This is a genomic window from Bradyrhizobium sp. HKCCYLR20261 (assembly GCF_051168435.1).
Taxonomy (GTDB): Bacteria; Pseudomonadota; Alphaproteobacteria; order Rhizobiales; family Xanthobacteraceae; genus Bradyrhizobium.
In genome coordinates this window covers 123,677-136,144 of the sequence record NZ_JBNPUZ010000009.1, presented here as the reverse complement: position 1 = coordinate 136,144, position 12,468 = coordinate 123,677, and the positions used below count along the sequence as shown (strand labels likewise).

Annotated in this window: 11 protein-coding genes; 9 read left to right on the top strand and 2 right to left on the bottom strand. The window is 67.6% G+C overall.

Annotated elements, in window-relative coordinates:
- Positions 1-16: 16 nt before the first annotated feature.
- The 5 genes from ACQR1L_RS21915 (at position 17) to ACQR1L_RS21895 (ending at position 4,672) form a co-directional block, all read left to right on the top strand.
- Positions 17-1,540 carry a sugar ABC transporter ATP-binding protein gene (locus ACQR1L_RS21915; RefSeq protein WP_434859987.1) on the top strand — a complete coding sequence of 508 codons (1,524 nt, stop codon included), beginning with the start codon at positions 17-19 and terminating at the stop codon, positions 1,538-1,540.
- Positions 1,533-2,570: an ABC transporter permease subunit gene (locus ACQR1L_RS21910; protein WP_434859986.1), complete on the top strand. Its 1,038-nt coding sequence runs from the start codon at positions 1,533-1,535 to the stop codon at positions 2,568-2,570. Before ACQR1L_RS21915 ends, ACQR1L_RS21910 begins: the two co-directional genes overlap by 8 nt.
- A gap of 96 nt (positions 2,571-2,666) precedes the next feature.
- Positions 2,667-3,614, top strand: coding sequence for an ABC transporter substrate-binding protein (locus tag ACQR1L_RS21905; protein WP_434859985.1), 948 nt, complete (start codon positions 2,667-2,669; stop codon positions 3,612-3,614).
- 204 nt (positions 3,615-3,818) lie between these two features.
- On the top strand, positions 3,819-4,157 hold the full coding sequence (locus ACQR1L_RS21900) for a Rieske 2Fe-2S domain-containing protein (protein ID WP_434859984.1): 339 nt from the start codon (positions 3,819-3,821) through the stop codon (positions 4,155-4,157).
- A gap of 47 nt (positions 4,158-4,204) precedes the next feature.
- Positions 4,205-4,672, top strand: coding sequence for a J domain-containing protein (locus ACQR1L_RS21895; protein ID WP_434859983.1), 468 nt, complete (start codon positions 4,205-4,207; stop codon positions 4,670-4,672).
- Positions 4,673-4,687: 15 nt separating this feature from the next.
- Here the strand turns inward: ACQR1L_RS21895 and ACQR1L_RS21890 are convergent, their stop codons facing one another.
- Positions 4,688-5,671 carry a GlxA family transcriptional regulator gene (locus ACQR1L_RS21890; RefSeq protein WP_434859982.1) on the bottom strand — a complete coding sequence of 328 codons (984 nt, stop codon included), beginning with the start codon at positions 5,669-5,671 and terminating at the stop codon, positions 4,688-4,690.
- Between the two features lie 56 nt (positions 5,672-5,727).
- On the opposite strand from ACQR1L_RS21890, the gene ACQR1L_RS21885 reads away from it, so the two are divergent.
- The 4 genes from ACQR1L_RS21885 to ACQR1L_RS21870 are packed head-to-tail and all read left to right on the top strand — an operon-like array spanning position 5,728 to position 10,815.
- Positions 5,728-6,978, top strand: coding sequence for a sarcosine oxidase subunit beta family protein (locus ACQR1L_RS21885; RefSeq protein WP_434859981.1), 1,251 nt, complete (start codon positions 5,728-5,730; stop codon positions 6,976-6,978).
- A gap of 9 nt (positions 6,979-6,987) precedes the next feature.
- Complete coding sequence (locus ACQR1L_RS21880; RefSeq protein ID WP_434859980.1) at positions 6,988-7,251, top strand: sarcosine oxidase subunit delta; 264 nt, start codon at positions 6,988-6,990, stop codon at positions 7,249-7,251.
- Positions 7,248-10,226: a sarcosine oxidase subunit alpha family protein gene (locus tag ACQR1L_RS21875; RefSeq protein ID WP_434859979.1), complete on the top strand. Its 2,979-nt coding sequence runs from the start codon at positions 7,248-7,250 to the stop codon at positions 10,224-10,226. Before ACQR1L_RS21880 ends, ACQR1L_RS21875 begins: the two co-directional genes overlap by 4 nt.
- Complete coding sequence (locus ACQR1L_RS21870; RefSeq protein ID WP_434859978.1) at positions 10,219-10,815, top strand: sarcosine oxidase subunit gamma; 597 nt, start codon at positions 10,219-10,221, stop codon at positions 10,813-10,815. The genes ACQR1L_RS21875 and ACQR1L_RS21870 overlap by 8 nt, the downstream gene beginning before the upstream one ends.
- A gap of 313 nt (positions 10,816-11,128) precedes the next feature.
- On the opposite strand, the gene glnT is transcribed toward ACQR1L_RS21870, so the two are convergent.
- Positions 11,129-12,427 carry a type III glutamate--ammonia ligase gene (gene glnT, locus ACQR1L_RS21865; protein WP_434859977.1) on the bottom strand — a complete coding sequence of 433 codons (1,299 nt, stop codon included), beginning with the start codon at positions 12,425-12,427 and terminating at the stop codon, positions 11,129-11,131.
- Positions 12,428-12,468: the final 41 nt, after the last annotated feature.

The following is a 12,468-nucleotide window of genomic DNA, read 5'->3' as shown; positions in this document are numbered from 1 at the left end:
TGCGTTGGGAGGCACGATGAACGGTCCGATCCTCGAGATGCGCGGGGTGTCGAAGTCATTCTTCGCCATCAAGGCCCTGCAGAAGGTGGACCTGACCGTCTATGCCGGCGAAGTCCATGCGCTGATGGGCGAAAACGGCGCCGGCAAATCCACCTTGATGAAGATCCTGTCCGGCGCCTATCGGCCCGATCCCGGTGGCGAGATCCGCATCGAGGGCCAGGTGGCGCGCATCGAGGGGCCGCTCGGCGGCCGCGCCGCGGGCATTTCGATCATCTACCAGGAGTTGTCGCTGGCGCCGAACCTGACGGTCGCCGAAAACATCTATCTCGGCCGCGAGCTGTCGCAGACCGGCCTGCTGGCGCGCGGCGCGATGCGCGAGGGCGTCGGCCCGATCCTGGCGCGGCTCGGTGCCGACTTCACTGCTTCGACCTTGGTCGGCGAGCTGTCGATGGGCCAGCGCCAGTTGGTCGAGATCGCCCGCGCGCTGCATGCGCGCTCCAAGATCCTGATCATGGACGAGCCGACCACCTCGCTGTCGGCCGGCGAGAGCGAGAAGCTGTTCGCGCTGATCCGGCAGCTCCGCGGCGAAGGCCTCGCCATCATCTACATCTCGCACCGCATGGACGAGGTCTATGCGCTCGGAGATCGCGTCACCGTGCTGCGCGACGGCCGCCTGGTCGGCTCGCTCGACAAGCCCGAGATCCGCGCCGACAGCATCGTGCGCATGATGGTCGGCCGCGACGTCTCCTCGTTCTACAAGAAGGATCACGATCCGCATGCCAGGCGCGATCGCGCCGTGCTGACAGCCGTCGATCTCGGCGATGGCCACCGCGTCAGGAACTGCTCGCTCACCGTGCACGCCGGCGAGGTCGTCGGCCTCGCCGGGCTGATCGGCGCGGGACGCACCGAGCTGGCGCATCTCATCATCGGCGCGACAGCGAAGACCACGGGACATCTCGAGCTCGACGGCGAGCGGATCGAGATCACGACACCGCGCGACGCGCTCGATGCCGGGATCGCCTATCTCACCGAGGACCGCAAGGCGCTCGGCCTGTTCCTCGACATGTCCTGCGCCGACAACATCAACCTCGCGGTGATCGGCCGCGACGCCCGGCTTGGCGGCATTCTCGATCGCGACAAGGCGCGCACACGCGCCGACGAGGCGTTTTCTGCACTGGGCATCCGCGCGCCCAATCCGGGCGTCACCGTCGGCGGACTCTCCGGCGGCAATCAGCAAAAGGTGCTGCTGTCGCGACTGCTCGCGACCGCGCCGAAGGTGCTGATCCTCGACGAGCCGACCCGCGGCGTCGATGTCGGCGCCAAGTCCGAGATCTATTCGATCATCGACAATCTCGCCAAGTCCGGCACCGCGATCCTGGTGATTTCCTCCGACCTGCCGGAGATCCTCGGTATCTGCGACCGCGTGCTGGTGATGCGCGAGGGACATCTCACCGGCGAGCTGCGGCAGAGCGCGACTTCGCCGATCACTCAGGAAGACATCATGGCGCTGGCCACCGGGACGGAGCACGTCGATGCCTGACAACACAGCGCAAGCCAAGACCGCGCCGGCCGCTGGGTTGCCGTCCGCGACTGACAACAAGCAGCAGCGCCTGCGGCTGATGATCCGCGCCGCCGGCATGCTGCCGGTGCTGCTGATCCTGTGTATCGGCTTCCACATGCTGTCCGACGGCCGCTTCTTCACCGGGCAGAATCTCGGCATCGTGCTGCAGCAGGCCGCGGTGAACACGGTGCTCGCTGCGGGCATGACATTCGTGATCCTGACCGGCGGCATCGACCTCTCGGTCGGCTCGATCCTCGCCGCCGCCGCGATGGCCGGCCTGACGGTGTCGAAAATGCCGGAGCTCGGCGCGCTGTGGCTGCCCGCGGCCGTGCTGACCGGGTTCGCCTTTGGCATCGTCAACGGCGCGCTGATCGCGCTGCTGCGGCTTCCGCCGTTCATCGTCACGCTCGGATCGCTCACCGCCGTGCGCGGCCTTGCCCGGCTGATGGGCGCCGACACCACCGTGTTCAATCCTGAGATCCCTTACGCGTTCATCGGCAATGCCTCGCTGACGATCATTCCCGGAATCGTCTCGATCCCATGGCTGTCAGTGATCGCGCTGCTGGTTATTCTCGGCTCATGGCTGATCCTGCGCCGCACCGTGCTCGGCGTACACATCTATGCCGTCGGCGGCAATGAGAGCGCGGCGCGGCTCGCCGGCATCAAGGTCTGGGCCGTGCTGATGTTCGTCTACGGCATGTCGGGCCTGCTCGCCGGCCTCGGCGGCGGCATGCAGGCGGCGCGGCTCTATGCCGCGAACGGCCTGCAGCTCGGCCAATCCTACGAGCTCGACGCCATCACCGCCGTCATCCTCGGCGGCACCTCCTTCGTCGGCGGCATAGGCTCGATCTGGGGCACCTTGGTCGGCGCCCTCATCATTGCCGTGTTGTCGAACGGGCTCATCCTCGTCGGCGTCTCCGACATCTGGCAGTACGTCATCAAGGGCCTCGTCATCATCGGCGCCGTCGCGCTCGACCGCTACCGCCTGCAAGGCTCGGCCCGCACCTGAGAATTAACGGCGAGCCCGCGCTCGCCGCAACGCATTCTTCCACGGCCACTGGTCCGCCGTGCGTAGACAACAAGCCAAGGACCAGGGAGGACACCCATGTTGAAGACGATATCGCTCGCCGGTGCCGCGCTGGCGCTTGTCATGAGCTCCGCGCCGTCCTCGGCCAAGGAGCTGAAATCGATCGGCATCTCGCTCGGCTCGCTCGGCAACCCGTTCTTCGTCGCCCTGTCGAAGGGCGCGGAGTTCGAGGCCAAGAAGACCAACCCGAACGTCAAGATCACCACGGTCGGCTTCGAATATGATCTCGGCAAGCAGGTCACCCAGATCGACAATTTCATCGCCGCGGGCGTCGACATGATCCTGCTCAACCCCGGCGATCCCAAGGCGATCGGCCCCGCGATCAGGAAGGCGCAGGCGGCAGGCATTCTCGTCGTCGCGGTCGACACCGCCGCCGAAGGCGCCGATGCCATCGTGACCACCAACAACGTGCAGGCCGGCGAGATTTCGTGCCAGTACATCGTCGACAAGCTCGGCGGCAAAGGCGACGTCATCATCCAGAACGGTCCGCAGGTGTCGGCGGTGATCGATCGCGTCAACGGCTGCAAGAGCGTGTTCGCCAAGGCGCCGGGCATCAAGGTGCTGTCGAGCGACCAGGACGGCAAGGGCTCGCGCGAGGGTGGCCTCACGGTGACGCAGGGCTACCTGACGCGCTTTGCCAAGATCGACGCCATCTTCGCGATCAACGATCCGCAGGCGATCGGCACCGATCTCGCCGCACGCCAGCAGCAGCGCACCGGCATCATCATCACCGCCGTCGACGGCGCCCCCGACATCGAGGCGGCGCTGAAGGACCCCGCCACCAAGCAGATCCAGGCCTCAGCCTCGCAGGACCCGTTCTTCATGGCCCGCCGCGCCGTGCAGATCGGCGTCGGCCTGCTCAACGGCCAGAAGCCCGCCTCCACCGTCGAGCTCTTGCCCTCCAAGCTGATCACCCGGGACAATGTCGCGGAGTACAAGGGCTGGACCTCGGAGCGGAAGGAATAGGCCACAGCCGGTTCACGTTGCCATCGCGATCGAGAGACGCCGCCCACGGGGCGGCGTTGTCTTTGGTGGAGCGCACTCCACAGCTGAAAGACGAGACCCTTTCGGCATGTCGCGTTCGCGACAAACTTACGCTGATCGGTCGCATAATCGGCTGGTCCAGAACTTGCGTGAAACGATCCGGCGTCACGTTTCACGGACCTTCCCATGGCTTTCACTGTCGTCTGTCCGACAAGCGCAGTTTCCGAAGGCGGCATGGGCCTGTTTCAGGTCGGCAAGAAGAGCGTGCTGCTGCTCTGGCCCGCCGGCGGCCAGCTCACCGCGTGGCGCGGCCGCTGCCCGCATGCCGACGTGCCGCTGACCGAGGCCACCTTCGACGGCAAGACCATCACCTGCCCGCATCATCAATGGGGCTTCGACAGTGTCAGCGGCAAATGCGTCACGCATCTCGTCCGCAACGCGCTGCATTCCTATCCGCTGCAGATCGCAGGCGATGAGATTCAGGTCGATGTCGGGCCGCTCAAGCCGGCCCGGACGTCGGCCTGATCGCCTCGCATGCTCCGGCGGGAGATCGACTCGGCGAGATCGGCAGCATGACACTCTCGGCGGAATGGGTGATCTGGAACGGCACGATGGGGATCGTCGATACGGTCCGGCTCGCCCCTGTCGTTGATGAAGCGGACGGACGGCTCGCGCGGCTGGCGCCGCCCTATGACGTCGTCGGGCCGTTCAGCCTCGACGAGTTGGAGACGCACGGCCGGATCGCCTTCGGCGCCTGCCTCGTGATGTCCCAGCAGCGCTGGCGCGAGGATCAGGATACGCTCCGGCGCGAGGCGCGCGCGGCACGGCGCGCACTGCTGGATCAGCTTTCGCGCGACGACGAGGACGACGCCTTTCGCACCATCCTGGGTCTTCCGCCGCAAGGCCGGCTGGTGGCAACGGAGATCAACGCCGCGTTCCGCCGGCTCGCCAAATCAGCGCATCCCGACGCCGGCGGCAGCAACGACATGTATCGACGCATCTCCGAGGCACGCGAGGCCCTGCTGGCGCAACTCGGCTGACATGCACGCTCAGCATCAGCGCGCCACGCGCTCCTCGCGCGGCGCGAGGCCGAACTGGCGGCGATAGCAGCGCGCGAAATGCATCGGCGTGGCAAAGCCTGTTGCCAGCGCGACCTCGCCGATCGCCATCGTGCTCTGGCGCAGCAGCACCCGCGCCTGCTCGAGCCGGACCAAGAGATAGCGGCGGTGGATCGTGGTGCCGAGATGCCGGACGAACAGACGCTCGAGCTGCCGCAACGAGAGTCCGGCGAGACGTGCCAGCTCCGCGGGTGCGAGCGGCCGCTCGATCCGCTTCTCCATCCGCGAGAGCGCATCGACCAGCTTGGGGTGATGCACGCCGAAACGCTCCGCCGGCGACAGCCGCTGCGCGGCCTCGCCACGGCGGATCTCGGTCTGCAGAAACCAGTCGCTGACAGCCGACGCGAGACGCGCGCCGTGATCGATCCGGATCATCGCATGCATCATGTCGAGCGCGGCGATGCCGCCGGCACAGGTGAAGCGGTCGCGGTCGATCTCGAACAGCGAGCGGCTGAGCGGCAGCGCCGGAAACGTCTCCCGGAACGCCGGCATGTGCTCCCAGTGGATCGTGCAGCGATAGCCCTGCAGCAATCCCGCCTGCGCCAGGATGAACGGGCCGGCGGAGACCCCGATCAAGCGGATGCCGTAGCGCGTGGCGCGTCGGAGATAGGCCAGCGTCGGCGGATGTGAAAACGCCGCCGGATTGCCGCCGACGCACACCACGATCGAGTCGAACCGCGCCGCGCTTCCGATCGTCGCGTCGGCCGGGATGCGCACGCCATTCGACGCCGGGATGTCGGAGCCGCGGATAGCCACGTGACGCCAGCGATAGAGCGTCCGGCCGCTGAGCACGTTGGCAGCGCGCAGCGGCTCGACGGCCGACGCATAGGACATCAGCGCGAAGCCCGGGATGAGCAGGAAGCCGACGCGGTGTACCCGCGCCTCGTCGTTTTTCGACATCTTCTGGTCGTTTCTGGACATGTCCGCCCTGCCATAGCAACGCACAGTGCCCGACGCAATCCGGTGGTCCCACGCGCATGCGCTACTCGCTATTCTCCCTCGCCCGCCAGGCCCTGCGTGGTCATCGCGACTGGCAGCCGGCCTGGCGCGACGCCGCTCCGAAAGCGAGCTACGACGTGATCATCGTCGGTGGCGGCGGGCATGGGCTCGCGACCGCCTACTACCTCGCCAGGGAGCATGGCATCCGCAACGTCGCCGTGGTCGAGAAGGGCTGGATCGGCTCGGGCAATGCCGGCCGCAACACCACGATCATCCGCTCCAATTATCTGCTGCCCGGCAACGAGCCGTTCTACGAATGGTCGATGAAGCTGTGGGAAGGCCTGGAGCAGGATCTGAACTACAATACGATGGTCAGCCAGCGCGGCGTGCTGAACCTCTATCACTCCGATGCGCAGCGCGATGCCTTTGCCCGGCGCGGCAATGCGATGCGGCTGGCGGGCGCCGATGCCGAGCTGCTCGATGCCGACGCCGTCCGGCGCATGCTGCCGTGGCTCGATTTCGACAATGCGCGGTTTCCGATCAAGGGCGGCCTGCTGCAGCGGCGCGGCGGCACCGCGCGCCATGATGCCGTGGTCTGGGGCTATGCGCGGGCGGCCAGCGATCGCGGCGTCGACATCATCCAGAACTGCGAGGTCACCGGCTTCCTGCGCGACGGCGACCGCATCACCGGCGTCACGACGACGCGCGGCCCCATCCAGGCCGGCAAGGTCGGGCTCGCGGTCGCCGGCAGCAGCTCGCGGGTCGCGCAGCTTGCGGGCTTGCGGCTGCCGATCGAGAGCCACGTGCTGCAGGCCTTCGTCTCCGAGGCGATCAAGCCGCTGATCCCCGGCGTGATCACCTTCGGCGCCGGCCATTTCTACATCAGCCAGTCCGACAAGGGCGGGCTCGTGTTCGGCGGCGACATCGACGGCTACAATTCCTATGCCCAGCGCGGCAATCTGCCGACCATCGAGGACGTCTGCGAGGGCGGCATGGCGCTGATGCCGATGATCGGCCGCGTGCGCATGCTGCGCTCCTGGGGCGGTCTGGTCGATATGTCGATGGACGGCTCCCCGATCATCGACCGCACGCCGCTGGCTGGCCTCTATCTCAACGCCGGCTGGTGCTATGGCGGCTTCAAGGCGACGCCGGGCTCCGGCTGGTGCTTCGCGCATCTGCTGGCGCGCGACACGCCGCATCCCGTTGCATCCGCCTATCGCCTCGACCGTTTCGCCACCGGCCACCTGATCGACGAAAAAGGTCAGGGCGCGCAGCCGAACCTGCATTGAGGGCCGTCCATGCGTCTTCCCTGCCCCTTCTGCGGCGAGCGCGACCTGATCGAGTTCGCCTATCATGGCGATCCCGAGCCGCGCCCGGATCCGGCCGCCGCCGACGCGCCGCAGCGCTTCTTCGATGCGGTGTATGTGCGCGACAACCCGGCCGGCCGGCACCAGGAGCTCTGGTACCACGCGCAGGGCTGCCGCAGCTGGCTGCTGGTCACGCGCGATACGCGTTCGCACGAGATCCTCGGTGCGACGCTCGCCAGGAAGGGCGCGGCATGACGGCGCATCTCCATCGTCTTGCATCGGGCGGCCAGATCGATCGTAGCAAGCCGATCCGCTTCAGCTTCGACGACGTCTCCTATCAGGGCTACGCCGGCGACACGCTGGCCTCGGCGCTGCTTGCGAACGGCGTCCGCCTGGTCGGCCGCTCCTTCAAATATCACCGCCCGCGCGGCATCCTGACCGCCGGGCCGGAGGAGCCGAATGCGCTGGTCGAGCTGCGCGCGGGCGCACGGCGCGAGCCGAACACGCGCGCGACGACGATCGAGCTGCATGACGGCCTGCAGGCCTGGAGCCAGAATCGCTGGCCGTCGCTGCGCCACGATATCGGCGCGATCAACTCGCTGCTGTCGCCGCTGTTCGTCGCCGGCTTCTACTATAAGACCTTCATGTGGCCCGCCGCGTTCTGGGAGAAGGTCTACGAGCCGGCGATCCGCCATGCGGCGGGCCTCGGCCGCGCCAGCGCAGAGGCTGATCCGGACAGCTATGAGAAGATCAACGCCTTCTGCGACGTGCTGGTCATCGGCGGCGGACCTGCGGGGCTCGCAGCGGCGCTGACCGCCGGCCGCAGCGGCGCACGCGTGATCCTGTGCGACGAGGACTTTGCCCTCGGCGGCCGGCTGAACGCCGACATCAGGGAAATCGACGGCAAGCCCGGCGTCACATGGGCGGAGGGCATCGCGGACGAACTGATGGCGCTGCCGAACGTCCGCATCCTCACGCGCACCAGCGTGTTCGGCGTCTATGACGGCGGCACCTATGGCGCGCTCGAGCGCGTGTCCGACCATCTCGCCGAGCCGCGGCCGCATCAGCCACGCCAGCGGCTTTGGAAGATCGTCGCGAAACGCGCCGTGCTCGCCAGCGGCGCCATCGAGCGCCCGATCGTGTTCGGTGGCAATGACCGTCCGGGCGTGATGATGGCCGCCAGCGTGCGCGGCTACGTCAACCGCTTCGCGGTGACGCCCGGCCGCGAGGCCGCGATCTACACCGGCTGTGACGATGCCTGGACCACCGCGTTCGATCTGGCGCGCCATGGTGTCACGATCGCCGCCATCATCGATCACCGCTCCACCGTCGCCGCACCGCTACGCGCCGAGGCGACGCGGCTCGGCATCCCCGTCCATCTCGGCGCCGACGTGATCGACACGCGCGGACGGCACGGCCTGCGGGCGATCACGATCCGCACCGCTGACGGTCGCGCGCCAACGCTGCGCGCCGATCTGCTGGCGATGTCCGCCGGCTGGTCGCCCAATCTCGGCTTGACCACCCATCTCGGTCACCGGCCGCGCTGGTCGGAGACGGCGACAGCCTTCGTTCCTGACGGCCTGCCACCGGGCATAAGCATCGCCGGCGCCGTATCGGGCGCGTTCAGCCTCGCGGAGGCGCTCCGGCAAGGCACCATGCTGGGCGCCGCTGCCGCGGACGCCGCGGGCTTCGCCGGCGCCGCTCCTCCGGTGCCGCGCGCCGACGATGACAAGGTGGAACTGTCGCCATTCTGGCATGTCGCCGCATCGCGCGCGAAAGCCTTCGTCGATTTCCAGCACGACGTGACCAGCGCCGACGTCGCGCTGGCGGCGCGCGAAGGCTTCCGTTCGGTCGAGCTGTTGAAACGCTACACGACCCTGGGCATGGCGACCGACCAGGGCAAGACTTCGAACATCAACGGCCATGCCATGATGGCCGAGCTGACCGGCCGCACCATGGCCGAGATCGGCACCACCATGTTCCGCGCGCCGGTGGCGCCGGTCGCGATCGGCGCCTTTGCCGGCCATCATCGCGGCCGCGACTTCCGGCCGACGCGGCTGACCGCGGGCCATGCCTGGGCCGAACAGAACGGCGCAAGCTTCGTCGAGACCGGCGCCTGGCTGCGTGCGCAATGGTTCACGCGACCGGGAGAAGCCGACTGGCTGCCGATCGTCTCGCGCGAGGTACGCGAGGTCCGCAGCAAGGTCGGCGTTTGCGATGTGTCGACGCTCGGCAAGATCGACGTGCAGGGCAGCGATGCCGGCCTCTTCCTCGATCGCGTCTACATCAACATGGTCTCGACCCTGCCCGTCGGCAAGACGCGCTACGGCGTGATGCTGCGCGAGGACGGAATCGTGCTGGACGACGGCACCGCCGCCCGCTTCGCGCCCGACCATTACGTCGTGTCGACCACGACCGCCAATGCCGCCAAGGTCATGCAGCACCTCGAACATGCGCGCCAGGTGCTGTGGCCGGAGCTCGACGTGCAGCTCGTCTCGGTCACCGAGCAATGGTCGCAATATTCCATCGCCGGCCCGCAGGCGCGGCGGCTGTTGGAGCGCCTCCTCGGCGACGCCATCGACGTCTCCAACGCCGCGCTGCCCTATCTCGGCTGCGTCGAATTCACTTGGCGCGGCGTACCGGCGCGGCTGTTCCGCGTGTCGTTCTCCGGCGAGCTCGCCTATGAGATCGCGGTGCCCGCGCAACATGGCGACGCGGCGATCCGCGCGATCATGGCGGCCGGCGCCGAATTCGGGATCACGCCCTACGGCACCGAGGCGCTCGGCGTGATGCGCATCGAGAAGGGCCATGTCGCCGGCAACGAGATCAACGGCACCACCACGGCGGCCGATCTCGGCCTGGGGCGGATGATGTCAACGAAGAAGGACTATATCGGCCGCGTGCTGGCGCAACGCCCGGGCCTCGTCGATCCCGAGCGGCCGACGCTGGTGGGCCTTCGTCCCGTCGACCCGCTGGCGCGGCTGCGCGCCGGCGCCCACATCCTCGCGCGTGGCGCGGCGCCGACCACTGAGAATGACGAGGGCTACGTCACCTCGGTGGCGTTCTCGCCGATGCTGGGTCACTGGATCGGCCTCGCGCTCGTCAAGCGCGGGCCGCAACGGATCGGCGAGCGTATGCGCGCCTATGATCCGGTGCGCGATGGCGACACCGAGGTCGAGCTGGTGTCACCGGTCTTTGTCGATCCAGAAGGAGCGCGGCTGCATGCCTGACAGCAGCTTGTCATCGCGGGCCGCTCTGACCGATCACATCGTGCCTCCGCAGGGCAGCCGGGTGACGATCGTCGAGCGCGCGGATCTCGGCCTCGCCACCCTGCAGGCGCGCAAGGGCCAGGACACTGCGTTGCGCGAAGCCGTCCAACATCATTATGGCCTGACGCTGCCACGCACGCCGGCCGTCGTGGGCACGGACTCCATCGCCTTCGTCGGCCTCGGTCCGCAGCATTGGCTCGCCGTCTCCGACGGGCGCAGCCATCTGCTCGCCCCGTCGCTGAAGGCCGCGATCGGCCCGCTCGGCTCCGTCGTCGACCAGAGCGGCGGCTATGCCGTGGTCCGCGTCGGCGGCCCGGCCATCCGCGACGTCCTCGCCAAGGGCTTTCCGATCGACCTGCACGACCGTGCCTTCCCGCCGGGTGCTGCAGCAACCACGGTGGTGGGCCACATCGGCGCGATCATGTGGCGCAATGCCGACGAGCACGGCCATCCCTGCTTCGACATCGCCGTCTTCCGCAGCCTGTCGCAAAGTTTCTGGCGCTGGTTCTCCGACGCCGCGGCGGAGTTCGGCGGCGAGGTGAAGACGTAGCGCAGCGCGCACGGCCGTAAGGTGGGCAAAGGCGCGTTGCACGCCGTGAGTTGTCGGCCGCGATGTCGCGCGCCGTGCCCACCATCTCGATAGAGCTGAACCAGACAGTCGGTGGGCACACCATCGCGCGGCTTCCGCCGCGCGCTGTCTTTGCCACCCTACACGCCCGCTCTTTCCAACGTCATTGCGAGCGCAGCGAAGCAATCCAGAGTCGCACGCGGGACTCTGGATTGCTTCGTCGCGTCGCTCCTCGCAATGACGTGGAGAGAGCCGGCATGACATGGCCAGCGTCATGTTCTCGGACGCCGCCGCATCAGCAATCCAGCGTCGTCTCGCGCTCCCACTGCGTCAGGTGCCGCGCATAGGAATTCCATTCCTCGGTCTTGAGCTTGACGTAGCAGGGAATGAAATCGCCGAGCTTCTCGCTCAGCACCGGCGAGGCCTGCAGCGCGCGGATGGCGTCGAGCAGGTTGAGCGGCAGCTTCTTGCCGGTCTTCACGGTGTGGCCGTCGGTATACATGTTGATGTCGAGGCGCGGGCCGGGGTCGCGATCATGCGCGATGCCGTCGAGGCCGGCGGCGAGCAGACCGGCCTGCAGCAGATAGGGATTGGCGGCGCCGTCGGCGAGGCGGACCTCGAAGCGGCCGGCTTCGGGGATGCGGATCAGATGCGTGCGGTTGTTGCCGGAATAGGTGACGGAGTTCGGCGCCCAGGTCGCGCCCGACGTCGTCCGCGCCGCGTTGATGCGCTTGTAGGAGTTGACGGTGGGATTGAACAGCGCGGCCAGCGCGTCGGCCGAATGCATGATGCCGCCGAGGAACTGATAGCCCAGCTTGGAGACGCCCAGCTCGCCGGATTCGTCCTCGAACAGATTGCGGCCGTCCTTCCACACGGAGACATGGGCGTGGCAGCCATTGCCCGTGAGGTCGACAAACGGCTTCGGCATGAAGGTGGCGCGCAGGCCGTGCTTCTCGGCGATCGAGCGCACCATGTATTTGAAGAAGGCGTGGCGATCGGCGGTCTTGAGCGCGGTGTCGAACTCCCAGTTCATCTCGAACTGGCCGTTGGCGTCCTCATGGTCGTTCTGATACGGCTTCCAGCCCAGCGACAGCATGCTGTCGCAGATCTCGGCGATCACCTCGTAGCGGCGCATCAGCGCCTGCTGGTCGTAGCACGGCTTCGACTGCTTGTCGGCGATATCGGACGGCGCGCTGCCATCCGCCGTGATCAGGAAGAACTCGCATTCGACGCCGGATTTCAGCTCAAAGCCCTGCGCGGCGGCGTCCGCGATCATGCGCTTGAGCAGATTGCGCGGCGCGTGGGCCACCGGCTTGCCGTTCATCCAGGGATCGGCGGCGAGCCAGCCGACCTCCGGCTTCCACGGCAGCTGGATCAGGCTCGCCGGATCGGGCATCGCGAACACGTCGGGGTCGGCCGGCGTCATATCGAGCCAGGTCGCAAAGCCGGCAAAGCCTGCACCGGTCTTCGCCATGCCATCGATAGCAGCGGCCGGGACCAGCTTGGCGCGCTGGACGCCGAACAGGTCGGTGTAGGAGATCAGGAAGTATTTGATGCCCCGCTCGCACGCGACGGCATGGAGACTACTCGACATGGTTTCCCCTTTGAGTCCTCGAAAGACCCCGGCATCTTCAA